The sequence below is a fragment of the Streptomyces turgidiscabies Car8 genome (assembly GCF_000331005.1).
GTDB classification, from domain to species: domain Bacteria; phylum Actinomycetota; class Actinomycetes; order Streptomycetales; family Streptomycetaceae; genus Streptomyces; species Streptomyces turgidiscabies.
The window spans coordinates 23,336-49,267 of record NZ_AEJB01000630.1 but is presented as its reverse complement, the minus strand read 5'-3'; the positions used below and the strand labels follow the sequence as shown (position 1 = coordinate 49,267).

The following is a 25,932-nucleotide window of genomic DNA, read 5'->3' as shown; positions in this document are numbered from 1 at the left end:
CCGCACCGCCCCGGCCCCGGTGCCGACCGCGCCCCGCCGCGCGGTACGGCGGTGGGGTCGGGGGTGTGCCAGGCACAGTCGGCGGCACGGCAGGCGCACCATGCCTCGGCGCGCGGCCCGCCGCCCGAGCGGACGTGGGCCAGGTGCATGTTGATGTGTTCGACGGCGGCCTTGCGTCCCGTGGCGGCGCCGCCGGGAAGACGTTGATCGGCGCAGGTCTGGCGGGAGCAGGAGAGCCGGACCGCGCCGGCGGCAGGGCGGCCGTCCGGGTCCAGACGCACCGTCCACACCCGCCCCGCGACGCGCTCGTCCTGCTGAGTGCCGGCCTCCACTGCCATGTGCGTACTCCCCGTGTTCCTTGATCCGTTGCGTCAGGCAGTCCCCATCATCGGGGATAGCGGACGATCAGTCCCGGTAAAGGAAGTTTCTGACCGGAGTGCGCGTGTCGGCGGACACGGATGCGGGCACTGCGGGCTCCTGAACCGGGCCGCGGCAGTTGGCCAGGGCTCAGAAACGGTGAGGATCGCGGAACTTGACGCGTCGGGTGCGGGGACGACGGACTACGGCACGTCGCGGAGAGGCGGGAACCGTCGGCCTGGATGTGTCCCCGGGTCCGGCTGTGACCGGAACCGGGGACGGAACTGCCGGGCTGTGGCTCAGGCGTCGATGATGACGGGGATGATGAGAGGCTTGCGGCGGTGGGTGCGGAAGGCCCAGTTCGCCACCGCGCGGGCGATTAGCTTTTCGAGCTGGTGTGCGTCCCCGATACCTTCCTGGGCCGCGGTGGCCAGAGTCTTCTCGATGACGGGGATGACGGACTCGAAGGTGGTGTCGTCGTGGACGAAGCCCCGGGCCAGGAAGTCCGGGGTTTCGGCCAGGGCGCCGGTGTCGGCGTCGACGATGGCCACGACCGTGACGACGCCCTCCTCGGCAAGGGTCAGACGGTCCTTGAGGGAGGCCTCGGTGGCGCCGCCGACTTCCATGCCGTCCACATAGACGTTGCCCGCGGGCACCTTGCCGGTGATGGAGGCACGCCCGTCGACGAGGTCGACGACGACCCCGTCCTCGGCGATGACGACCCGCTCGGGATCGACTCCGGTACGGATGGCGAGGTCACCGTTGGCCCGCAGGTGACGCCATTCGCCGTGCACAGGCATGACGTTGCGGGGTTTGACGATGTTGTAGCAGTAGACGAGTTCACCGGCGCTCGCGTGTCCGGAGACGTGCACCTTGGCGTTGCCCTTGTGGACCACGTGCGCGCCCCAACGGGTGAGGCCGTTGATCACCCGGTAGATGGCGTTCTCGTTGCCGGGGATGAGGGAGCTGGCGAGCAGGACGGTGTCGCCCTTGCCGATGCGGATCATGTGGTCGCGGTTGGCCATGCGTGACAGCGCGGCCATCGGCTCGCCCTGCGAACCGGTGCACACCAGCGTGATCTTGTGGTCCGGGAGCTTCTCCAGCTCCTTCGTGCTCACGACCAGACCGGACGGAACCTTCAGGTAGCCCAGGTCACGGGCGATGCCCATGTTGCGCACCATGGAGCGGCCGACGAAGGCGACCTTGCGGCCGTGCTGGTGGGCGGCGTCCAGGACCTGCTGGATGCGGTGCACATGGCTGGCGAAGCTGGACACGATGACGCGGCGCGGCGCGGTGCGCATCACCTGCTCGATCGCCGGGTTCAGTTCACGCTCGGAGGTCGTGAAGCCGGGTACCTCGGCGTTGGTGGAGTCGGTGAGGAACAGGTCGACGCCCTCCTCTCCGAGGCGGGCGAAGGCACGCAGGTCGGTGATGCGCTCGTCGAGAGGGAACTGGTCCATCTTGAAGTCGCCGGTGTGCAGCACCATCCCGGCGCGGGTGCGGATCGCGACCGCGAGACTGTCCGGGATGGAGTGGTTGACCGCCACGAACTCGCAGTTGAAGGGCCCGAAGCCACGCCGGTCGTTCTCGCGCACGCGCACTGTGCGCGGGCGGATGCCGTGTTCCTTGAGCTTGGCCTCCAGGAAGGCCAGCGTCAGCTTGGAACCGACGACGGGGATGTCGGACCGCTCACGCAGCAGGTACGGTACGCCGCCGATGTGATCCTCGTGGCCGTGGGTGAGCACGATGGCCACGATGTCGTCCAGCCGGTCCCGGATCGAGGTGAAGTCCGGCAGGATCACGTCCACACCGGGCTGGGTCTCCTCGGGGAACAGCACGCCGCAGTCGACGATGAGCAGTTTGCCGGCGTGCTCGAAGACGGTCATGTTGCGGCCGATCTCACCCAGGCCGCCCAGGGCAATGACCCGCAGCCCTCCCTCGGGAAGGGGCGGGGCGGCTTTCAGGTCGGGATGCGGATGACTCATACCCTGACGGTACCCGGAGCGGGGGACAGGTTGATCCATTGCCCCGGTGATCTCTCACCACGATGCGGCCCGGCGGCGGTGCCGTCACGAGGTGCGGGAGAGCTGCCGTACAACCCTTTGCGGGGCCAAGGGGTCGCACCTTGTGTCCGAAGTGTTCCGGGGAATCCGGAGGTGGCCGCTTCGTGCCACGGGGACCTGCGCTGACCACGCACGCCTTTCGGCGTCTCCCGCTTCGGAGCACGTCTCAGCACGTGTCATGACACCGGTCACGACACGTGGCTCAACCACGACGAGCAGGGGGAACCACCACATGCGTCATCTCAAGAGCACCACTGCGGCACTGGCCTGCGCCTTCGCTCTCATTCCGGCCGGCATCGCCACCGCCGGAACCGGCCCGGCGCCCGCACCGACCGCCCGCACCACCACTGCGGCGGCCTCCACCGCGCCGTCCGCCGACGGCAACCCGGCGAGTCTGCGGGCCAGGGCGGCCGGGGTGTGCGCGGACGCCTATCAGATCGGCTCCACCGGCTACATCACCCGTGGGGGCAAGACCGCCGCGTCCGTCAAGCAGTTCTACTCGCCGTCCTGTGCCAAGAACTACGGCTACGTCTGGGTCTGGCAGAGCTTCCGCGACGCCGTCGGAGACTACGACGTGACCGCCGCTGTCTACAGCTACTCCCAGGACGAGGTCCTCGGCAAGCACTCCTGGACGAACACCGACGGCCAGGAGTTCTGGTCCAGCGGCACCAGCACAGTGAACGAGTGCACGGCGGGGTCGGGCACCGTGCGTGCCGCCGGTGACCCCGCCCCTGTGGGGGGTTACTCCAGCAAGCGCTGCTGATCCCACGCCCACGGCGAGGGAGGAGACCAGCGGCTTCCCCCGCCGGAGGGCCTGGCCGAAAGCGTGCGAGCCGGTCCTGCACCGCTGACACAGGGATCGGACGCCCCCCCCGGCGCCACTCCGCCGACCGGCTCACCGCGTACGTACGGTCTGTGGCTGACCGGCCACTGTCTGGCCGGTCAGAACTGATGTAGAAGTGAAGGCTGTGCGACGTCCGGTCGGCCCGTGCCTGGGGAGGGCGCAGTGGTCTGCCGAGCCGTGTTCGTCTTCGGTCGACCGTTTCAGGGGGGCATCATGCGCATACGTTTACGTGCCTGGATTCTGGTGGGTGCGGGGCTGCTGGCCGTGAGCGCCGGTCCGGCGTACGGGGCTGACGTGTCGTCGGGCGAGCCGGGGGCGGGGTCCGCGCAGTACACCGTGCGGGACCTCGGCACGCTGGGTGGCACCCGCAGCGAGGCGACCGCCATCGACGGCAACACGGTGGTCGGGAGTTCACAGACGAGCGGCGACGCTGCCGAACACGCCTTCGCGTACGACCTGCGCGGACACACCATGACCGATCTCGGCACGCTGGGTGGCTCCAGCCGGGCGACGGACGTGGAGGGAAACCACGTCGTTGGTAGGTCAGGCCTCTCCGCCGGCGGTCCCGCCCATGGATTCGCCTACGACCTCCGGACCCACCGGCTCGTGGACATCGGCACTCTCGGCGGCAGCAGCACCGACATCACCGGCCTCAGCGGTGACACCGTGGTGGGGACGTCGTCGCTGCCCGGCGACCTGGTGACCCACGCCTTCGCGTACAGCCTGCGCACCCGGACGATGACCGATCTCGGCAGCCTCGCCGGACCGTCGGGCACCAGCACCGCGGCGGCCGTCAGCGGTGGGATCGTCGTGGGCAGTTCCTCCCTGCCGGACATGCCCGCCACCACCCTGCACGGCTTCGCCTACAGCCTGCGTACCGGGTCGATGACCGACCTCGGCACCCTCGGCGGACGCTCCAGCACGGCCAACGACGTCAGCGGTTCAACCGTGGTCGGTCAGTCCCGGACGGCCGCCAACGGCTTGACCGGATACGCCTACGACCTGCGCACCGGAGTCCGCACCGACCTGGGGTCCCGCTTCCTGACCGCGCAGTTGGTCAGCGGGACCACGGTGGTCGGCGGCGACGGCCTGCTGTCCAGCTCGTTCGACCTCACGACGCACACGAGTGCCGTGATCGGTTCCGGGCGTGGTGTCACCGAGGTCAACCAGCTCGCCGGGAACGTCGTGGTGGGTGACAACTTCGCGCCCAACTCCTTCGCCTTCGTCGCCCGCGTCGGCAACGGCGAGTTCACCTATCTGCCCTCCCTCGGCGGTCTCAACTCCTCCGCGACGCAGGTCAATCGCCGTGGCGTCGTCGCGGGCAGCGCGGCACTTCCGCCCGCCGACCCGGTCACCGCCAACGGTCCTTTCCACGCCGCCGTCTGGGTCCCGCACGCGCTGGCGTAAGGGAGCGCGGCCGCGCGCGGCGGGGGTCGTCACGCCGGGCTGTCGCCGGCACAACCGTCCGGCGGGGAGAAGGGTCTTATGAGTGACCAGGCAATGGCGGGGGCGAACACAGAACCTCCGCAGCGCCTTTGTGGACGACGGGGAGTTGGCATGAAGACAGGTATGTACCTCAAGATCACGGTCGTGGCGGCGCTCACGGCGGCCACCGTGACCGTCGCCCCGGCCGCGGTCTCGGTGGCGGACGGTGCGGCGCCCGCCGTAGCGGCCCCGAACAAGGTCTCGGCTCCGGCCTGGCGCACCTCTCTCGCGGGGACGCTCTCCGACAACTCCGCGCTCTTCGACATCGCTTCGGTCGGTCCTGACGCCGCCTGGGCGGTGGGAGCCCAGTACGTCGACGGCGTCGGCCAGGGTGTGATCCTGCGCTGGAACGGCAGAACCTGGCAGCAGCAGTCCACCCCCGACGTGCCGGCGACCGGCGTGTGGCACGCCGTGGACGCGGTGTCCGCGCACGACGTCTGGGCGTACGGGTGGGACCAGGAGGGCGAGACCCTGGCGCACTACGACGGCAAGCGGTGGACGCGGACGCCACTGCCCGCGGAGCAGGGCTTCGGCTTCGCGAAGCTCGCCGCCGTACCCGGCAAGGTCTGGCTGGTGAGCGACACCGCGATCAACTCGTACGCCCATGGCGTCTGGCAGAGCACACCCCTGAAGAGCGGCGTTTCCATCAACGCCGTCGAGGCGCGGAACTCCCACGACGCCTGGGCGGTCGGGCAGTTCGCGTACGCCGGCCAGCCGGTCCGGTCCGTACTCATGCACTGGGACGGCCGTACCTGGACCGAAACCGCTCCGGCCGGCAGCAACCTTGTGGTCTCGGCCGTGTACCAGGAGTCCGCCCGCAGCGTCTGGATCACCGCTCTCACGCCGTACAACGAGGACGAACCGCAGCAGACCAAGGTGCTGCACTGGAACGGCCGCACCTGGCGCGACGTCACCGGGCCCGTCGACGGCCTGTGGGCCGATGCGATCACCGGCGACGGCAAGGGCACCGTCTGGGTCTCGGGCGACCCCTACGGCTACGAGGGCACCGCCCTCTACTGGCGCCTGCGCGGCGGCGTCTGGACCTCCGTGCAGGGCGACGCCGTCCCCGGCGGCCAGACCCAGTCGTACGAGATCGCGGCACTCGCTCCCACCGGCCGTACCGGACAGTTCTGGTCGGTCGGCTCCTACGGACTCATCACCGGCGAGTCCACGTCCGCGCAGTACGAACTGATCCAGCGTTCGACTCGCTGAACCCGTCCCAGGAGCAACGACCTGATCCGTAGGTGATGTCGGCCCGGCGCCGACGACGGGGCCGACATGACCTACGACGCGGGAACGACGGGTAGTCGGTCAGGCGACCAAGGGCAACGCCCCGCTCATCCCCTGCGCCGACCCCGTCGGAGTGTGAACAGCACTGGACGACATGTCAGAGCCGTGCAGCAAGATACGCGTACGCGCGTAGGAGGGGATGCTGTGGGAATCGGCTACAAGACGTCGTGGCTGGCTGTGCCCGACGGTGACAACGAGCAAGTCGCCGACGCACTCGGGTTGCTCAGGCGAGTGACCATGGACTGGGAGGCGGGGACCGACGCGGCGTACCGGCGAGGCGTCTTCGTAGCCTCTCCCGTGGACGGCTGGACACTGGCTCACGGCCGGATCCACCTCCCCTTCGGGCTTGAGGACTACGGCCCGTCCTTTCTCTCCTGGCTCCGGTCACTCGGCTTGCTCCTGAGCGACTTTCAGTTCTTCACCACCGACCGCATCGGTGATTGCCACGCCTGGGCGCGAGTGGAGGCCGGCCGAGTCGTCCGTGCCTACTGCTACGACAGCCACGCCGGTGGCGGGCCTCTGCGGCTCGGAGAGCCGACCGAGATCGAGCGGCGGCTCGGTGTGGGAGTCAGGGGCGCGGAAGAGGGAATGGCGTCCTGGGGCGAGGCCGAGTGGGACGACTGGTACGCCGCCATGCCGTCCGAGAGGCACGTCATGGCCGTCGCCAGGGACTGGGGAATCTGTCCTCTCGAGATTCCGGAAGCGCCACCGGCGGGCGACGGCATCTACGGCTTTCCACCCGGAGCCGAGTGACCTTCGGTACCGCGACAAGCGGACCGTCGACAAGCGGGCTCGGCTCCTCCCGTTGCCCGGCGGCGGGGCACCTTCGTGCTCTGCCGCCGGGCTGATTGTGTTCGTGGGTGCGGCTGCCTGAGCTGTACTCACGGTCGGTGCTGAAGCGCGATCCAGATTTTTCGGAGTTCGGCGGTCTGGGGATGTCGAGAACGTGCCATCGGCTCCGTCCCAGGAACAGCAGCGGCCACCACCGGCCGCACGAGGACGAAGGAGAAGCCCAGCATGGCGATTCAGCGGATGGACAACGTCGGCATCGTCGTCGAGGACCTGGATGCCGCCGTCGCGTTCTTCGTGGAACTCGGTATGGAGCTGGAGGGCAGGGCGGAGGTCGAAGGCCTCGTCGCCGACCAGTGCACCGGACTCGACGGCGTCCGCTGCGACATCGCGATGGTCCGGACCCCGGACGGTCACAGCCGGCTCGAACTGGCGAAGTACCGCAGCCCCGCGGCGATCAGCTCCGGCCCGCGCAACCAGCCGCACAACATTCTGGGCACGCACCGCGTCATGTTCGCCGTCGACGACCTGGCGGACACGGTTGCCCGTCTGCGCCCGCACGGCGCCGAGCTCATCGGCGAGATCGCCCGCTACGAGGACAGCTATCTGCTCTGCTACGTCCGCGGCCCGGAGGGCATCATCGTCGGACTGGCCGAGCAGCTGAGCTGAGGTGGAGGAACCGGGGACCGTAGGCGTGCTTACGGACGCGGCGGGCTCCGATGTCTACCACGACGGGCGGCTGGCCCAGGCGCACAACCGACGTAGCGGCTGGTGAAAATCTACCAGCGGTGGTGAGCCGGACCCACGCGCCCGACCCGGCGCGCTCCCTACCGTGGTGGACATGACGACACCCAGAGAGCGCCTGCTCAGCTCTGTGCAGATGGCGCACTTCGTCGCCCACGGCTCGCTGCGCATGGACGCCGTAGTGCCCACGGAGTTGAACACCGAGGCCATGGAGGTCTTCGCCGCCGGCATCCCGCCGGTGCCGTACGGCACGCCGGTTACCCAGGCCTGTCCCGAGGGTTCCTTCATGCGGCGCCTCGTCGAAGTGCCCGAGGTCGCGGGCGCGCTGCGCAGTCTCGTCGGACCTGAACCGAACATCGACCACCACTTCGTGCACGTCCGGGAGCCCCACGAGGGCGCGGCACAGCCTCTGCACGGGGACGCGGTCATCGACGTCCGCCCCGACGCGTTCGACGTGCAGCTCATGTACTACCCGCAGCAGGTGACGCTGGAGATGGGCGGCACGCTCAGCGTGCCCGGCAGCCATCTGCGGCGCACGAACGAGAGCGACACCGGCCGGTACCAGAACCTGCGCGGTCAGAGCCGACTGGTCTGCCCGGCGGGCACCGTGGTGCTTCTGCACCACGGCCTCTGGCACGGTGGCCGGCGCAACGACAGCGACACCCGCCGCTTCATGTTCAAGATCCGCTTCAATCCGACGGTACGGCAGCAGCGGCTGTGGGACACCTCGGACCTGTCGGACCCGCGTGTGGCCCAGGAGTTGAACACCGTGTTCCCCTGGTACGAGCAGGCGACCGGCCGCCTCGAACTCATCAACCGCGTCCTGCTGTGGCGTGCGCTGACCGGCGACGAGGGCTTCGACCTCGACCACTGGGTCACCCGCGTCTCCAACCGACCGCAGGAGGTCCCCGCGTGACCACGAACGCCCCGGCCCCCTCCTCGGCCCCTTCCTCGGTCCGCCAGCAGGTGCTGGTGCTGTACCCGGGCACGTCGGCCCTGGACTCCCCGGTCGTCGGCTGGTCGATCTACGACGGCACCGGCCGCACGTCCCCCACCACGGGCGACAGCGACGAGCCTCCCTACGAGACGGGCCTGGCCGCCCTGTGCGACGGCTGGCGCCTGATCCAGGCGTCTCAGCTGATCCCGCCGTATCCGGGGCACGAATACGACGTGTCGTTCCTGAAGCACGAGTTCTTCTTCGAGAAGCTCGTGGATCTGGACGAAGCAGGGCAGTGATCGCGCCGGGCGGGGCTTCGGCCATCGGCGTGGCACGCAGTCCGGACGGCCCACGCGACACCGCCTCGATATGAGGACGCAGCGGACAGCGGCCACGCCGTACGGCCGCTCACTGCCGGATGGACGCGTGCGTGACAGGGCTGAAACCCACGGGGCCTGCCATGGCTTTCGTGCGAAGATCTACAGGCCCCATCGGGCTCCACTCTGCCGCAGTAACGATTTCCCCGGAGCGTCCATGCGCCATGCCCAACTCCTCTCCGCCGCCGTCCTCCTGCTCTGCACTGCCTGTTCCGGCGGTCCGGACAGTGACTCGGGGCAGAGTGCGAAGCAGGCCCTGGATCACGGGGCGGCTGTGCGCGCCGCGATCGAGAAGGCGAGCGCGACCAGTGCCCGCGTGGACGAGCAGATCGAACTGCGGTCCGCCGACAGCCCCACGACGTACGTATTCGCCATCGCCGGCGCCTTCGACCTGGCGGGGGACAAGGGTCGGCTCATGGTGGAGCTGAAGGACAGCGGCATGGACCCCGTCGAGGAAATCTTCGCCGACGACACCGTTTACATACAGGGCTCGCGGGCTGTGGGCGAGGGCAAGTGGGCCTCGGCTGTCCGGAGCGAGGCCCTGACCAGCTATTTCCTGCGGGCGCCGCTGAACGACCCCGAGCACCTGCTCCGCCAGATGAAGGCGATGCGGCAGGTGTCGAACGAGGGCAAGGAGCAGGTGAAGGGCGTCCCTGCGGTGCACTACCGGGGCACGATCGACCATGCCACCGCGACGCTGCGGATGACGGCGAAGACGAAACAGGGACTGGATGACCTGCGCGAGAAGCTGGGTGACAACGTGCCCGTCTACGCAGACGTGTGGGTCGACGGGAAGGGACGTGCCGTCCAGGCCCGACTGTCCTACTTCGGCGGTATGAAGGCCATGACGACGATGACACTGTCGGACTTCGGAACGCCGGTGAAGGCCGAAGTGCCACCGGCCGAGCAGGTCGTCCCCGTGACGGCGGGCGAGGACGTCCTACTGGCCTGAGTGCCGGCGAACCATACACGGGGCTCTCTGCGCGACAGCCCGACCGAAGAAGATCGCGACATTGCTCATAGCTGCGGGTGAACATCACAGACAGCAGGGAGCCCCGGCTGGACGGGGGAGGCCAGCCGGGGCGGTAGGTGGTGGCGTGCGGAGGGCGGTCGCCTCGCGGCGAAAGGCTCCATGGGGCTTCAGCCGAACGATCTTCCCCATGGGCTATGGGTGAGGCCCGGGGACACTGTCCCCTCCGCAGCCACATACAGATGAACCGTCAACCACCCCTGGATGTTCCGCCGTCGAGGCCACGTGGCGTGTGAACTGGGGCACCCTGATTGTCTCGGGCACCATCGGCATGAGAATCCAGAGCGCACGATCGAGCCGACACACATGTCGCACTCCGGCGCCCTGGGATGAGGGTGATCCGCGGCTTGCGCTCGGATAGCGTGCCCGCATGATGGGCTCCCAGCGCACCGACCACACCCGGCCGTACCCCCTGTGACGGACGAGGTCGGCGTGCGCCTGCCGCGGCTGCGCCTGAAAGACGTTGTGGTGCGCGGCACACGCCCGGGGACTCTTGCCGTCGTCCTGCTCTGTGCGGTCGCGGCCTTGTCACCGGCCATCATGGACTGCGGGGGAGCTCAAGCGCGAGAACGACGGCGATGAACGGGACCGTACCTTCGTACCTTCGTACCTTCGTACCTTCGTGGCAGACGTGAGGCCGACGTCTACGATCAACTGGAGCGCTGTGGGGCCGCCCGCACCCCGGCTATCGAGGAGGAAAGCAGAACATGACCAGGCAACGCGATCGGTGGGCAGAACTGACAGGCGGACAAGCCGGCGAAGAGTATGCCGAGCGCTTCGCGAAACTCGCCGCGTCGGGCCACGACATTCACGGTGAGGCCACCTTCTGCGCCGCACTGCTGAAGCCCCCCGCCCGAGTACTCGACGCCGGCTGCGGCACCGGCCGGGTCGCGATCCGGCTTGCCGAACTGGGCTACGACTGCACCGGTGTCGACGTCGACCCCTCCATGCTCGCCGTCGCCCGCCGCGACGCCCCGACGCAGGAATGGCTCCACAGCGACCTGGCCCGCCTGGACACCCTCGGCCTGGATCCGGACTTCGACCTGGTGCTCGCCGCCGGAAACGTCATCCCCCTGCTGGCCTCCGGCACCGAACCCACGGTCGTCCGACAACTGGCTGCCGTACTGCGCCCCGGCGGACTGCTGGTCACCGGCATGGGACTGGACGCGGCACACCTGCCACTGCCGGACCCGACAGTCACCCTGCCGGACTTCGACCACTGGTGTACCCAGGCCGGCCTGATTCTGCGCCACCGATACGCCACCTGGGGCGGAGATCCCTACCAGCAAGGCGGCGGCTACGCAGTGAGCGTGCATGCTCGTCCCACCGCCTGAGCTGGCCAGGGCACCGACGAGCTGACGACGCACAACTGCAGACGATGCAGCGGGGCTGTTCCCACACCCCGGGTCCACCGCCCTGTTGGGTGTGCCCCGGGTGGGAAGGGTGGGAGCCGCCCGGCGGGACGCGACCCACTCGGCTGCCTCAGATCCTGGTGTCAGCGACGAGGGTGGGGGAGAGGTGTCCCGCCGCAGCGCGGAGGTCCGTATCACCGATCTCTCATCCCGCTGCTCTCGCTGGAGCGTCTTCGGTGGCTCACCGACGCGATCAAGCTGGGAGCCGTGCTCTGCACGCCGCCGAGACCACTGCAGCCCTGCCGCCGGACGCGGTACAACCGCCGCGGCAAGCCGAACCCGCCGTGGAACTGCAATTGGGTGTGCCGGTCGTCATCGATGAATTGCACCGGGTGTCCGTGGCGGGGTGCCGGAACCGTGATCGAGGCCGACGACGCGGCGGTCGACGGTCCGGTCCATGAAGCGGCGAACGGTGTATCGCTGGCGACGGTCGGAGAGGAGCCAGCGGTCGATGTCGTCCTGGTGCAGCAATGCGATTCGCGTGCCGTTCTTTGCCGGCGCAGTCGAAGACGTCTCGACACCGAGGGAGGTATCAACCGCTGTGTATCCGGCCGTCGACGGCCCCGTGGTTCGCACGGCCGCGACGGCCCCGGTGGCCGATCGCTCAGGCCCATTACGTCACCGCCGGTGGAGAGGTCGCCGTCGGCGTTGTGGCGACTGGCGCGAGCCGCGATCGTGAGCGGGCCGGATATCGCATGATGGGCCGAGCACATCCAAGGGCTACGCACGGCAACGAACCTCCGCGTGCAAATGCGTCGCCGGGACCGAGATGCCGTTGCCCGCACGATGTCGACCTGACCACCGTCGTATCCCTGAGGTGCGGAACCACTGATCGCAGCGCACCATTTGGAGTAGGGGACCGACGAGTTGTGCGGGTGGTTCTGACGAGCCGTACGGGTGGGGCTTCGGCCACGGCAATCTGGTTCCATTCGCTGCTGAGCCTGCGGAGGAGTCGCCATGCCGATGCTGCTTATCAAGGGCTTCTACGACATCAAAGGCTCGCAGCCGGACGGGGACACGGTTCATTTCACGGCCGACGACCCGTCGCAGTGGAGCCTGGTGGGCGGCGGGCTCGGCCGCGCCGTCGAGCACAGCGCAGGGGGGCGCGCGAAACTGCGGCTGGACGCGATCGACGCGCTGGAGACGCACTACGGCGCCAACCGGGTCCACCAGCCGTTGCAGTTCGCTCACGCCGCACGCGACGAGTTGTTGAACTGGCTCGGCTTCACCGATGTCCAGCGCCAGCCGGACGAGAGCGTCACCGCCACGACTCCGGACACGGTTCCTGGGTTCGTACTCACCCGCGGTTCCGATGTCCACGGTCGTTGCATCGCTCTGGCAGGGCGCGGAACACCGCCAGGGACCAGCGGCCTGGAGATCGACGTCGACGTCACTGTGCTGAGGACGACGGTCAACCACCATCTGCTCACGACCGGGTTGGTGTACCCGACGTTCTATCGCAGCCTGTTCACCAGCCTGCGGGTGGAGATGGCCACCGCCGCAAAGCAGGCTCGAGAGGCGGGGCGGGGTCTGTGGCCGAGCGATGTCACGACGACCGGGGCGAAGATCACTGGCCTGGCCTCGCTCACGGAGGACGCCGTGCTGTTGCCGAAGCTGTTCCGCCGCTTGGTCGACTACCTCGAGCTCGCCATGCCCCTGACGTGTGTCCCCGCCTACCTGGCCGGTGCCAGGGACCGCTACTCCATCCTTTCCACCGGTGAGCGCTGCGTAGGCCTGCACAGGGTCGTGGAGGTCACGAACGGCCAGACCGTGCGGATGACACATCCGTCCGAGGACCTGCTGTTCGAGGACACCTGACAACTCGGTGAGAACGGCGTCTCGACGCCACGCCCGATGCGCTCCCGGCTGGGCCCGGGTGCCACCGGCAACCTCTTCATCGAGGACTGACAGGCTGCGTCGAGCCCGGCCAACCTGTTCCCCGTCGACCGGGGCTACGGCCATCGCCACCTCCACCGGAAACGGGAACCGTGACGACAGGTGTCTGCCGAAGCGACGACGTGACCGATGGCGACCAGGAGACCCCGCAACTCGTGAGGGTGAAGGTCTGCGGTGGCAGCGCGACTTTCGACATCTCACTGCCGGTCGGTCAGCCGGCCGATCGGTTGCCAGCCGACCGGATCGGCCAGACGCAAGGAGGTGCCGCAATGAGTGAGCCGGGTACCGTGGCGCTCCGGGTCGCGCACGAGGGATCGGTCGAGGCAGTCGCCTTCAGCCCGGACAGCATCCGCTTCGCCGGAGGCGGCAGCGATACGTTGCTGCGGGTGCGTACGGTCGGTATCGGCGCCGCGTTGGACGTGGCCGTCGACGGATCCGTCACCGGCATCGCTTTCAGCCCCGACGGCAGCGAGCTCGCCGCGGCCGACTTCGAAAAGGTTTCCCTGCGGGACAGCTCGACCGGCTCGGCAGTCTGGGAAGGCCCGCTCGACCCGGGCAACTCGGTGAACACCGTGCAGTTCGGTCCGAACGGGCAGCTGATCGCAGCCACCGACACCCTGGTCGCCGTGCTCGATCAGGCCACCGGGACGATCACCCGGCGGATCACCGTCGAACGGCCGCTGATCGCTGGTGTCGACCTGAGCCGGGACGGCACCCGGGTCGCGCTGGCAGTGGACGAACGGCACGGCGGCGACCACCGGTCCGCCGGGTCCGCGCGGGTGGTGGAGCTGGCCACCGGCACCGAAATCGGCCGACTGACCCCCGACAACGCCGTGTTCGCGGTCGCGTTCAGCCCGGACGGCAAGCTGGTGCTGTGCTGCTCCGCCGACGACACCACCCGGATGTTCGAGGCGCAGGACGGAGCACAGGTGTGGCCGACCCCGGAGGATGTCGACGACCAGATCACCTCCCCCAACTGCCTGGCGTACGACCCGAAGGGCAAGTGGACCGTGGTCGGAGGTGCCGACGGGTTCGCCCGGGTCCTGGACGCGGACACCGGCGTCGAGAGGGGCCGGGCACCGAAGCTGACCCCCGGTGCCCCGGACCCCGGGTTCGGAGCCGTCACGCAGGTGGCGTTCAGCCCCAACGGCAGGCTGGCGGCCAGCGCCTCGATCGACAACGTCGTACGGCTGTTCAACATCGACGGCAAGGAGCTGTACGCCGTCACCACCGAAGAGGTGCTGACCATGCGGTTCAGCCCGAACGGCCGCTGGCTGGGCCTGGGCACCATGAACGACGCGCTGGTCATCGACAACGGCGAAGCGAACCAGACGAACCAGAGGTGAGCGGCCATGGACGCCCACGAACTCCTGAACCAGGTGACAGGCCAACTGGGGGCGCTCACCCGGGACGCCGTGGACGGGCTGGTCCGCTCGTTGCCCGCACTCGGTGAGGATCCGTCCGCCGCCGGCACCGTCCTCGCCGGCCGGCTGCTCGCCGTGCACGACCAACTGCCCCCGGGCAACTCGCTGGTGGAGCTCGTACGGGAGATGCTCGGCGATCTGGACTCCGCATCCCCCGTACGCCTGCACGGCTGGCGGCGGGCACCGGGCGCCCAGCTCGGAGTGGCACTGGTGCTGACGGACCCGTCCGGACCGACCGCCGGGCGCGCGGTGCTCGGAGTGACCCCGGACGGGCCCGTGTTCGATGTGGTGGTCACCCCGGGGACGACCTTGAACCCGTCCGCGGCCGGCCGGGCACCCTGGAGTGCGGAGGTGACCATCGCCGCCCCGCAGGGCTGGGATGCCGCCTTCGGCCCCGGCCTGCCCACCGCGCTGCCCGGCGGCACCGCGACGATCCGGCTGCGGCGCACCGGCCGACTGGCCGCCGGAATGGCCGACGGGCCGGGGGTCAGCGTCGACGGCATCGCACTGACCGTGACCGCGAGCCCCGGCACGCCCGCCGCCGCGGAACTGGAGTTGCAGGGCTTCAACGCCGCCGTCCTGCCGGCCGCCCTCGCCAGGCTGCTCGGCCTCGGCGGGGCCAGCCCCATGGCCGGCCCACCCCCGCCGATCACCCTGCGGGCCGACCGGGCAGAGGGTCTGCGTTTTGCCGGCGGCGCCCTGCGCGTCCCCCTCCCCATGCGACTGAACGCCCCGCTCGTGTCCACTCGGGGCGCCGCCCTGGAGCTGCTCTCGGACGGCGGCGAGCCTCGCCTGGCCCTGTCCTTGTCGGCCAGCGCCGGACTGCCGGGTCTGCCGCTCCGCGTCCATCTGGACGGGGCCGGGATCGAGCTGCCGATGGCGCTGTCCCCGGCCACCCGGCCGGGCCTCGACCCGAGCCGGCTGCGCGAGCTGTTCCCGGACGGGATCGGAACCGAGCTCAACGTGCCGCCCATCTCCGGCGGCGGCCTGGTCCGGCGCACTCCCGATCAGGGCTACGGGGGCCTGATCTCGATCGACCTGGGCGTGCTGCGCCTCCAGGCGGTCGCCCTGTTCCGGCCACCGGACGGAAAAGGCTCACCGACCAGCTTCCTGGTGCTGCTCGCCGCCCAGTTCCCGCCCCCCGGCATTCAACTGGGCCTGGGCTTCGCGTTGGACGCGGTCGGCGGACTGGTCGGCGTCAACCGGCGCGTCGACATCACCGCGCTTCAGCAGCTGGTCGGCGACGGCAACGCCGACCAACTGCTGTTCCCGGACCGCGCGGTCGAGCGCGCCACGGAGATCATCGGATCCCTGGGCTCGGCGTTCCCGGTGGCCGCCGGGCGGGTTCTGGTCGGACCGATGGTCCGCATTACGTGGGGCGGCCGGATGGTGTCCCTGTCCGGCGCGCTGATCCTGGAGCTGCCCGCCCCGGCCCGTGCGGTGCTGGTGGGACGGCTGCTGGTCGGGCTGCCCGACCCGGTGGTGCCGCTCATCCGCCTCCAGGCGAGCGTGCTCGGCCGTATCGAACCGGCCGTCCCCCTCGTCGAACTGCTGGTCTCGCTGTCCGGCTCGTGGATCGTCGGGCTCGCTGTGCGCGGAGAGATGTATCTCCTCGTACGAGGCGGCCAGCAGCCACAGTTCGTCCTGTCCGCCGGCGGCTTCCACCCCCGGTACACCCGCCCCGCCGGGGTGCCCGCGCTGCGCCGGCTCCAGGTCGATCTGGCCCCGGGCAACGGCTTCGGACTGCGTATGGAGGCCTACTTCGCCATCACCTCCAACGCGGTGATGTTCGGCGGCCAGGTACAGCTGGACGCGTCGATCGCCGGCTGCGGCGTGCAGGGCTGGCTCGGCCTGGACGCGCTGTTCGTCTTCGACCCGGTGTTCGCTTTCTCGGTCCATGTACGGGCCGGGGTGGCTGTGCGCGCGTTCGGGCGCCGACTGGCGGGCATCGGGCTGGACTTCACCCTGGAGGGACCGGCCCCCTGGCACGCCTTCGGCACCGGCAGCATCTCGGTGCTGTTCTGGGACGTCGAGCTGGACTTCGACGTCCGCTGGGGATCGGCGAAGGCGGTCCGGCAGGAACCCGGACGCAGTCCGCTCGACGCGCTCACCCCCGAACTGGCGAAGACGACGGCCTGGGCGGCGGAGCGGCCTGCCGCCGAACGTACCGCGCTGCTGTTCACCCCCGAGGCCAACGAGAAGCTGAACCAGGGGAGCCTGGTACACCCCGACGCCACCCTGCGCCTCACCCAGCGGGTGGTACCACTGGGCGTGCCGATCTCCCGGTTCGAGCGGCGGCCGGTACCGGCACAGACCTGGACGGTCAAAGAGGTCGCCCTCGGCACACCCCAGCCCCCCGACCAACTCGTCTCGCTGCCCGAACGATTCGTCCCCGGCGAGTTCTTCGACCTCACCGAGGACCAACAGCTCACCGAACCCGCGTTCGTCAGCCACGCCGGCGGGCTGCGGGCGCGTGTCGACGGCGTCCAGGTCGGTGACGGCCACCGGGTCGACGACACCTACGAGACGAAGTACGAACCGCCCCTGCCCGAACGGCAGTTCACGGTGTGGCCGGGGTTCTTCCGGCGCGAGGCCGTCTTCGCGCTCGGCGCAGCCGAGCGGCTGGCGAGGTGGCGCACCCCCGAAGCGGTCGTCAAGGTACGTCCGCCCAGGCTGAGCGTCGCCGCCGCCGCGACCCTCGAACCGCTGCTCGACGACGTCACTCTGGTCAACGCCACAACGGACGCCTGGGACGCCGTACGCGGACAACTTGCCGAACGACAGGACGAGTTGCAGCTCGTCGAGACCTGGGAGCTACGGTCGTGAGCACGCGCTGGTTCTTCTCCTCGGCACGGGTCGGCGCCGGCGCCTCGGCCAACGGCCAGGCTTTGCACACCTCGGTACGGTTCAACCGAGACATCGAGGGCCGCCGCGAGGAGCCGCCACCGGTGACGGGACCGACGCTGTCGCTGGTCGGCCCCGGAGACGTGTTCGGTTTCGACCGTGGCATGGTCGTGCGGGAGGAACCGCCGCCCGGCACGTCCGACGCCGCGGAGAACGTGCTGGCAACCGTCGAACTGGCCCACGCCGACCTGCCCTGGCTGCTGTCCCCGGGACCGGCGTCCACCGGGAGCGGCCCCACCCCGCAGCCCTGGATCGTGTTGATCGTGCTGGCCGAGGACGAAGCGGCCCCACCGCGCCAGGCCCACCCGCTGCCGGTGCTCACCGCCCCGGTCGCCGCGCTGCCGCCGCTGGCCGAGCGATGGGCGTGGGCGCATGTGGAAGCACGCCTTCCTGACACCGTCACAGACGGCCCCGGCGCGAAGCGACGGGTCGAGCAGGGGGGCCGCGACCACTCGGCCGATGTCGTCGCACGGCTGATGTGCCCGCGTCGGCTGCTCCCGGACCGAGGCTGGATCGCCGCCGTGGTCCCCGCCACCGCAGCGGGACGGGACGCGGGCCTCAGGGCGACGGCTGTCGGAGCGGGCACGGCGGACGCCTGGCCGATTCCCGGCCGGGACACCGTCGACCTGCCCGTCTACCACTGGTGGACCTTCCGCACCGGGCAGGCGGGCACCTTCGAGGAGCTGGCCCGCCGACTGCGCTTCCGGCCCGCCGCCGAGGCCGGACTCGGCACCCGGACCATCGACGTCGGCAAGCCCTGGCCCGCCGAGGAATCCCCCGGTCCCGCCATCGTGCCCATGGACGGCGCACTGCGGGCGCCCGGCACCGCGGCGCCGGAGACCTGGAGCGATCCCACCGCTCAGGAGCGCTTCCAGGGCCTGGTGCGGGAACGTGTGGACGCACCGGCCCGGCAGCGCGAGGAGGCCGTGGACGACCAGGACATCGTCGCCGTGGGCCCGCCCCTCTACGGCAGCCACCACACCGGAGAACAGGCCGTGCCCGCCGAGCCGGAGAGCTGGCTGAGCACCCTCAACCTGGAGGTCCGCCGGCGGGTGGCCGCCGCGCTCGGCACCCGGTACGTGCAGCTGGAGCAGGAGTTCCTGATGGCGCGCGCCTGGGAGCAGGTCGGTGAGATCCGGGAGGCCAACCGCCTGCTGGCGGCCGGTGAGCTGGCCGCTGCCGCGGCCGAGCGGGCCCAGCACAAGCACCTCGACGCGCTGGGGGTGGCCGATCTGGTCACCGTCATGGCGCCGGTGGGCGGACGCGTGCCACTGGCCGCCGCCGGACCGGAGGCGAAGACCCTGTCCGCCATGCTGGCCGCGACCGACAAGGTGCCCACGGGAGCCGCCAGCACCTCGTTCGCACGACTGATCCGCGCGGGCGGCGCGCTGGCCCGGCGTGCCCAGCGCGGCGTTGACGGCGAGATTCCCGGCGACCAGCAGCCCGACCCCGTCCTGCTGCGGGGCCTGCAGGACATGGGCATGGACGTCGAGGGACTGTCGGGCGAACTGCGAGACCGGATCAGCCCCACGCGGCTCCAGATGCTGCGGATGGCCGATCGTGTCCCCGGCGACTTCTGGGATCAACGCACGCAGGCCGACGCGCGCCCGCTGCGGCCGATCATGGCCCATCCGAAGTTCACCGTGCCGATCGCCGAGGAGCTCTTTGCCCGCTGGCCGGAATGGGCGCTGCCCGGCATCGGCGCGCTGCCCCCGGACTCGGTGACCCTGCTGGAGACCAACCCCGAGTTCATCGCCGCACTGCTGGTCGGGCTGAACCACGAGTTCAACCGGGAGCTGCTGTGGCGGGAGTTCCCCACCGACCAGCGTGGCACCCCCTTCGCCCGGTTCTGGCCGAGCGACGACGCTGATGTCGAGGAGATCGCGCTGTGGCCGCGGGAGGCCCCGCTCGGCAGCCAGTTGCGCACCGGCGGCGAGGGCAACCTGGTGCTGCTCGTGCGCGGGGAGCTGCTGCACCGCTTCCCCGGCACCGCCCTGCTCGCGGTACGCGGCGCCGCGGGCAAGCTGCCCGAGGCGTTCGACGGAGTGCCGGCCACCCCGCTCGCGCTGGACGAGTCCACCGTGCTCTACCTGTTCTCCGGTCTCGACGCCGAACGAGCCCGTGCCGAGGACTTCTTCTTTGTGTTCCGCGAACCGATGCGCGGCACCCAGTTCGGGTTCGACACCGGTGAACAGCCCGCGCAGATGGAGTCCTGGGCGGATCTCACCTGGGACGGCGTCCATGTGACAGCGGTGGGTTCGTCCGTCTGGGCCACGCCCCCGCCACCCCCAACCCACCGCCGCCCGATCCCGCGGTGTGGGGCCGGGACGCGGCCGACATGGCCCGGATCGCCTTCCAACGGCCCTTCCAACTGGCCTTCCAAGCCACCACGTTGCTGGGTCGCTGAGCACGCACCGAGGACAGGAGCACCTCGCCATGAACGACGCGTTCGCCGCTCGCGCACAGGTGGACCGGGCCCGCACCGAGGCTGACGCCGCGCAGGCCCTCGCGGACGAGCAGCATGCCGTGGTGCGGCGCCTCCAGGACCACATCCGGGCCGGCTTGCCGGACCCCCTCCACATCATCGGCCAGCGCCCCAGCCCCGAACTGCTCGTCGAGGCCGAGGCGGCCCTGCTGGAACTCCAGCGCAGAGCGGAGGAGCTGAACGCCTTGGCGGCCGACGCCGAGGAGGAACTCACCCGCGCCCTGGGCGAGAGCCCGGCCCTGTTCCCCGACGACAACACCGCCCCGATCGCACTGCTGCCGGTGCGGGTGGAGACCATCTGGTGGGAGCCGCGCACCCTGCGAGTGCGGATCTACCCGGACGACATCCTGCTCACGGCCTTCGACCCCCGGCTGACCCCCGGCGAAACGGCGGTCGCCGCCGGATACTGGCGGAACCCGGGCCCGGAGGCCTGGCAGCGGGTGCTCACCGAGCTGCGCCCGGCCCGCGCGTCCTGGGCGGTGCGCGCCGCCCGCCCCGGCGCACCGCCGCCGACGACGCGCACCGACGACCCGGGCCAGCACCGGCCGCGGACGGTCGCGATGCCGAAACGCTGGCGCTTCCTCGGCCTGCTCGACGGCCAGGTGGTGGTGGACAAACCCGGCCGGCCGGTGCCCGATCCGCTGCCGATCGGCCTGCTGCGCGCCGAGGAGGAGGGCTGGGAGACCGACTGGTTCGAGGCGGTCAAGGCCGGTATGGGCATCGAACTGATCTTCCCGCCCGACGGCACCGAGCACCTGGACGAGCTGCTGGTCGTCGGGGTGCGCGACGACTCGGCGGCTGTCGGCGCGACCCGGGTGCGCGACCTCCTGCACGGCCACAGGTTCGGCGGTGGCCTTGGCCTGCTGCCGTCCGGCACCGCCACCAACAACACCCCCCGCACCCGCTCCGGCTGGTCCTCGGCGCCCGCCTACCCGGGCCCCGACCCCGACCCGGAGGTGGGGGAGAGGCCGGTCGCCGACGCGCTGGCGACGGGCATGGGTCTCCCCGACGCCGGCTTCCTGCGCGGCTGTTCCGGCGCAGCCGACCCGGAACCCTCGGCCGTCGCCGCGCTGACCCTGCTCACCTGGCCGACGCTCGGCAAGGGTTTCGCCGAGGCCGCCCTGAGCACCCTCGACCTGGGCACCCGGCAGGTCACCGGTGTGGCACCCGGCCGGCCGTGGCGTGCGGTCCGGGAGCATCTCGCCGAACATGTGCGCGGTCGCGGGCCGCTGCCGACGCTGCGGGTGGGGCGCCAGCCGTACGGCGTCCTGCCCGCCACCGCACTGGACGACTGGCGTGCCGAACGCGTCGGTGACGTGGACGCGTTGATCGCGCCCTGGCTGGAGCGGCTCAGGGAGCGCTGGCGGGCGGCGGTGAAGGGGCAGAACGCCATCGACCCCATCCCCAGAGTCCAGCCGGGCATGCCGGTCGACGGTGTCGCGGTGAGCGCGTTGCAGCGGCTGCCCGTGGCGACCGGGCTGTCAATGTGGCGTATGGACAGCCCGGCGAGGGCCGTGGGGAGGACCGACCGTACCGAGCCCCCCTCACGGCTGGGCCTGCCCGGTCTGGCGCCCCACGGGATGCTGCGCTGGACCACACGGGGCGACGGCTTCACCTCCTTCGGCGGGGACCTGGACAAGAAGACCGGCGTCCCGGAGTTCGTCGCCCGGCTCACCCCGGACCAGGAGGCATTCCCGGCCCGGGCGGCGGCCACCGCGGACTATCTGAAAGCGGTGCGCGACTTCCTGGCGGGCGAGCTGGACGCCGAGGGCTACGACGAAGCGTGGCCGGTGGAGTTGTCGACGGGCCGGGAGACTCCACCCCGCCCCAGCACGTTCTTCGACCTGCCCGGCGCCCAGGAGGAGCCTGTGCCACCCGAGGACCACGGGGAGCCACCGGACGACGGCGAGCCACCGAACGACGGGGAGCCGGAACCCGAACCGGACGCCGGCGGAATGCTCGACGCCCTGCTGTTCCTCCCCAACTGGGCCTTCTTCCAAGGTGACGACGAAGGCACGGACGACCCCGTGCGCCAGGCGCTGGCCGTCACCGCCGACGTGGACCAACTGGTGGCCGACGTACTGGAAGGGCTGAGCGAACAGGAGCGCGCCGAACGGGTCGCGGCAGCCACCCGGGCCGCCGCAGAGCTGCCCCGGCTGGAACAAGCCCTGCGGACCCTGGCCACCGTCGAGGTGACCCGGCTGCCCGAACTCCTGCTGGAGGTCATCGACGTCCACTCGCACCGGCTGGACGCCTGGATCACCTCGCTCGCGTCGCGACGGCTGGCCGCGCTGCGTTCGTCCGGCGTGGAGGGAGTGCGGTTCGGCTGTTACGGCTGGGTGGAGGACCTGCGTCCCCCGGTGCAGCGGGAACAGATCGACATCGTGCTGGACGACGTGGACACCACCGCCGAAGTCTCCGAGAAGGACGGCTACATCCACGCTCCCTCGCTCCAGCACGCGGCGACGGCGGCCGTGCTGCGCTCCGGCTTCCTCAGCGACCCCGACGAGCAGACCTACGCCGTCAACCTCACCTCGCGCCGTGCCCGCATCGCGCGTTGGCTGCTCGGCGGCGTACGCCAGGGCCAGAACCTGGGCTCCCTGCTGGGTTATCGGTTCGAACGGGCCCTGCACGACAACGAACTGGACCACCTCGTGGAGCGGTTCCGCCGCCGCTTCCCCCTGCCGGTCGTGCCCGAACCGCAGGCGGAGCAGCCGGCGGCGGACCTGTGGGCGCGCAGCGCGGAGGCGATCTCGGCACGCAACGTCGTCGACGGCATGGCCCTCGTACGGGCCGGGGCCGGTGCTCCCGGGCTGGCCGGCGTCCCGGACGACGACCTGGCGGCGGTGACCCCACTGTGGGAGGAACTTGCCGACGCCCTGGACGCGGTGGGCGATCTGGTACTGGCCGAGAGCGTGCACCAGCTGGTGGGCGGCAACCCCATCCGCGCTGGCCTGACCGCCGACACCCTGGGCCGCGGCGAGGACGTACCGGACACCTTCCGCGTCCTGAACACCCCGCACCGGGCACGCGCACTGACCCACCGGGTCGCCACGCTGCTGCCCGCCGCTGTCACCCCGGCCGGCTGGCCCGCCGATCCGCTCGCCAAGCTGCAACCCGCCCTGGAGTTCTGGGTCGCGCATCTGCTGGGCCCGGCGGCAGGCTGGACGCTGACCGGCACAGTGGGCCAGGAGTCGTTCACACTCACCGCCGACAGCCTGCCGCTGGGCGCGCTGCGCACCGTACTGGACGCCGCCTCCGCCGAACCGGCCGGGCTGCGCCGCGCTGTACAGACCACCAAGGGCGTCGCGCCGGACACCCCGGTCACCTTCAGCGGGCCCGGCTGGAGCGGTCTGCGGGGCCGCGCGGTCCGGATCCGTTCCCTGCTGTCCACCGCCCAGCCGCTGCTGCCCGCCCACCTCCCCGAGGACTCGGCCGGCCGTACGGTCGACACGACCGGGCTGCGCACGCGACTCGCCGCCTTCGCCGAGAGCGGCCCGGCCGGGGCCGAGCTGCGCGGCCTGGCGGCGGAGCAGGTCACCCCGGAGGAGGCCGAGTCCTGGCTCTCCCGGGCCCGGACGCAACTTGCCGAGGTGCTCGGCGCGGAGATCCCTCTCCTGCCCGACCTCACCGCACCGGCCCCGCCCCCGGCCGGCCGCGCCGACCTGCCCGGCGCCGACCTGGAGGACTGGCTGCGGCGCAACGCGGCCGTACGACCGATGGTGCGCACCCTGCACGAGACACTGCTGCTGGCCGCAGCGGGCACCGACCGGGTCGAGCGGCTGCGCGCGGCACAGCACCCGACGAGCGCGGCCGACGCCTGGATCGGCGGCACCTTCCCCGGCGGGCAGCGCCCGCCCGCCACCACCCACCTGGTCTGGCACGCACCGGCCGACACCCCGCCGGGCACGGCCATCAACGGCCTCGTACTCGACGAATGGATCGAACTGCTGCCCGGCTCCGATCAGCCGCCCCCGTCGGACGGAGCCGCGCCGCAGACCGAACTGACCGGTGTCGCCTTCCACTACGACCGCCCGGACGCCAAGGCCCCGCACAGTGTGCTCATCGCGGTGCCTCCGAACCTGGAACGCGGCTGGACCTCCGACGGCCTGGTGCAGGTAGTGCGCGAGACCCTCGAACTGGCCAAACTGCGCGCCGTCGACCTCGACGACCTGCCGGAACTGGACGATCTGCTCCCCGGCATCCGGATCTCCCCCCATGGCGCGACCGGTCAGGCCCTGTCGAGGATCGAGACCCGCCGGCCGGGCACCGACCCGGAGGGCCCCTTCATGCTGGAGCCCCGCCACCGCACCTCCGACATCGAAGCCGGACTGGCCGCCCGCGTGCACGACCCGCTGTGGCTGCTCACCCGGCAGTGGCAGTTCGGGGAGTTCGCCGCCCAGGACGCCGGTTCCCCCGCAGTGGTCCGCATGGCCGGCGCCAGCTCGCCCATCGACGCCTGGCGGCCGGGCGGGAGCACGGACTGGGTGCCCTACGACCCGCGCCTCGGGCCGTTGGACAGCCACGTCGAGGACGAGCCCGTAAAGGCCGACGAACGGTTGCGCGCCGAGGGCGGTGCCGCCCTGCTGCGGATGTCCGACGACGCCGGGCTGCTCGCCGCCGCCCTCGCAGCACTGGCACCCCACCGGCTGCGGTCCGGCGAGGCGGACACAAGCCTCATCGGGTGGCTCGACGGCCGCCTGCCCGACGCCGCGTCGGTAGCGGCAGCCCTGGACGCGGGCACTTTCGACGGCGGACCGGACGCGCGGCTCGGCGAGGTGGCCGCCCGCTGGCGAACCTGGTGGGCCGGGCAGCTCGCCGAGCGCGGTCCGGACTGCTTCGACCCGCACCGCTTCGAGTACGGCGCCGAACTCTCCACCGGCGGAACCGTGCTGCGCGCCGAGGAGTACCAGGGCGACGGCCTCGACTGGTACAGCCTGGACGTGCACCCCGACCCCGGTGCCGAGGCGGCACCGCAGGGCGAGCGCATCACGTTCACCGAGGAGGGCCTGCCCTCGACGATCCGCTACGGCGGACTGCCCGCCGACCGGTTCTGGGAGATGGAGGACGCGCGCGTCGACCTCGGAGCGACGGACGTGTCCACGCTGGACACGGGCCGTCTGCTGCTGATCTCCTTCGCCACGGTCTTCGGCAACGACTGGTTCCTGGTGCCGTTGGAGGTGCCGACCGCTTCCCTGACCGTCCTGGACCAGCTCCTCGTGCGTGACGTCTTCGGCCGTCACCATCTGGTCCGGCGCGCAGGCCACGACGATCCTGCCTGGTCGATGTTCACCCTGAGCAGCCCGGAGCCGGACCACCCGGCGGCCTCCGGACTGCTGGTCCTGCCCACCGAACGCGGCCAGACGGGCCAGCCGCTGGAACGAGTGGTACTGGCCCGTGACGAACTGGCGAACCTGGCGTGGGCCGTCCAGCACCACTACACCGACGGCCGGGGCGAACAGGTCGACCGCCGGGACCGGTGGGCCCGCACCGCGCCCCCCGAGCCTGCCACGGCCGGAGAACTGCCCGCCTACGCCGTGCAGAGCATCGTGCCCGACTACTGGTTCCCGCTCGTCCCGGAAGCGGTCGGCACCGCGCGGATCCGCTTCCGGCTGGCCAGGCTCACCGGCCCCGGCCTCGACTCGCGCCCGGAGGGTCGGCTCATCACTCCCGGCCTGTGGATGCACGAGGAAGAGGTGCCTCGGGACGGCGTGTTCGTCACCCGGCGCCCGGTGCTGGCCCGCTGGTTCGACGGCTCCTGGCACAGCTGGGTACGCAGGGAGAAGGCCCCCGGCACCGGGGAGAGCTCCAGCGGCCTGGCTTTCGACACGGTGCGGCCCACGGAGCCTTGGCCGTGAGAGACAGTCCGTCATCCGACTCACCCCGCCACACCCA

General features: G+C 70.9%; 15 protein-coding genes and 1 pseudogene. 14 read left to right on the top strand and 2 right to left on the bottom strand.

Annotation, left to right across the window (positions count from 1 at the left end; genetic code table 11):
- A pseudogene (locus STRTUCAR8_RS44075) lies at positions 1-338 on the bottom strand (hypothetical protein); the annotation flags it as partial.
- Positions 339-656: 318 nt separating this feature from the next.
- The gene (locus tag STRTUCAR8_RS44070) at positions 657-2,342 is read right to left on the bottom strand and encodes a ribonuclease J (protein WP_006382950.1); all 1,686 of its coding nucleotides are present in this window, start codon (positions 2,340-2,342) and stop codon (positions 657-659) included.
- 310 nt (positions 2,343-2,652) lie between these two features.
- Here STRTUCAR8_RS44070 and STRTUCAR8_RS44065 point away from each other — a divergent pair, with 310 nt between their 5' ends.
- The 14 genes from STRTUCAR8_RS44065 (at position 2,653) to STRTUCAR8_RS43995 (ending at position 25,895) form a co-directional block, all read left to right on the top strand.
- Positions 2,653-3,183, top strand: a complete 531-nt coding sequence (locus tag STRTUCAR8_RS44065) for a hypothetical protein (RefSeq protein ID WP_006382947.1) — start codon at positions 2,653-2,655, stop codon at positions 3,181-3,183.
- A 294-nt stretch (positions 3,184-3,477) separates the two neighbouring features.
- Positions 3,478-4,671 (top strand): hypothetical protein, encoded by a 1,194-nt coding sequence (locus tag STRTUCAR8_RS48575; RefSeq protein ID WP_143666501.1) that lies wholly within the window; start codon positions 3,478-3,480, stop codon positions 4,669-4,671.
- A gap of 150 nt (positions 4,672-4,821) precedes the next feature.
- Positions 4,822-5,961 carry a hypothetical protein gene (locus STRTUCAR8_RS44055; RefSeq protein ID WP_143666500.1) on the top strand — a complete coding sequence of 380 codons (1,140 nt, stop codon included), beginning with the start codon at positions 4,822-4,824 and terminating at the stop codon, positions 5,959-5,961.
- A gap of 222 nt (positions 5,962-6,183) precedes the next feature.
- On the top strand, positions 6,184-6,792 hold the full coding sequence (locus tag STRTUCAR8_RS44050) for a hypothetical protein (RefSeq protein WP_006382976.1): 609 nt from the start codon (positions 6,184-6,186) through the stop codon (positions 6,790-6,792).
- Positions 6,793-7,056: 264 nt separating this feature from the next.
- Positions 7,057-7,497: a VOC family protein gene (locus tag STRTUCAR8_RS44045; RefSeq protein ID WP_006382983.1), complete on the top strand. Its 441-nt coding sequence runs from the start codon at positions 7,057-7,059 to the stop codon at positions 7,495-7,497.
- A gap of 172 nt (positions 7,498-7,669) precedes the next feature.
- On the top strand, positions 7,670-8,488 hold the full coding sequence (locus tag STRTUCAR8_RS44040) for a phytanoyl-CoA dioxygenase family protein (RefSeq protein WP_179200543.1): 819 nt from the start codon (positions 7,670-7,672) through the stop codon (positions 8,486-8,488).
- On the top strand, positions 8,485-8,808 hold the full coding sequence (locus STRTUCAR8_RS44035; protein ID WP_006382948.1) for a hypothetical protein: 324 nt from the start codon (positions 8,485-8,487) through the stop codon (positions 8,806-8,808). The genes STRTUCAR8_RS44040 and STRTUCAR8_RS44035 overlap by 4 nt, the downstream gene beginning before the upstream one ends.
- Positions 8,809-9,043: 235 nt before the next feature.
- Positions 9,044-9,838, top strand: coding sequence for an SCO4651 family lipoprotein (locus tag STRTUCAR8_RS44030; protein ID WP_006382968.1), 795 nt, complete (start codon positions 9,044-9,046; stop codon positions 9,836-9,838).
- A 785-nt stretch (positions 9,839-10,623) separates the two neighbouring features.
- Entirely contained in the window at positions 10,624-11,250 is a 627-nt protein-coding gene (locus tag STRTUCAR8_RS44025; protein ID WP_006382940.1) for a class I SAM-dependent methyltransferase, read from the top strand.
- Positions 11,251-12,285: 1,035 nt separating this feature from the next.
- The gene (locus STRTUCAR8_RS44015; protein WP_006382942.1) at positions 12,286-13,146 is read left to right on the top strand and encodes a thermonuclease family protein; all 861 of its coding nucleotides are present in this window, start codon (positions 12,286-12,288) and stop codon (positions 13,144-13,146) included.
- 347 nt (positions 13,147-13,493) lie between these two features.
- Positions 13,494-14,570 (top strand): WD40 repeat domain-containing protein, encoded by a 1,077-nt coding sequence (locus STRTUCAR8_RS44010; protein ID WP_006382953.1) that lies wholly within the window; start codon positions 13,494-13,496, stop codon positions 14,568-14,570.
- A 6-nt stretch (positions 14,571-14,576) separates the two neighbouring features.
- Positions 14,577-17,474, top strand: a complete 2,898-nt coding sequence (locus tag STRTUCAR8_RS44005) for a DUF6603 domain-containing protein (RefSeq protein ID WP_006382965.1) — start codon at positions 14,577-14,579, stop codon at positions 17,472-17,474.
- Positions 17,471-20,044 carry a hypothetical protein gene (locus tag STRTUCAR8_RS44000; protein ID WP_006382967.1) on the top strand — a complete coding sequence of 858 codons (2,574 nt, stop codon included), beginning with the start codon at positions 17,471-17,473 and terminating at the stop codon, positions 20,042-20,044. The genes STRTUCAR8_RS44005 and STRTUCAR8_RS44000 overlap by 4 nt, the downstream gene beginning before the upstream one ends.
- A complete protein-coding gene (locus tag STRTUCAR8_RS43995) occupies positions 19,989-25,895 on the top strand; it encodes a hypothetical protein (protein ID WP_044473935.1) in 5,907 nt (1,968 codons plus the stop codon). The genes STRTUCAR8_RS44000 and STRTUCAR8_RS43995 overlap by 56 nt, the downstream gene beginning before the upstream one ends.
- Positions 25,896-25,932: the final 37 nt, after the last annotated feature.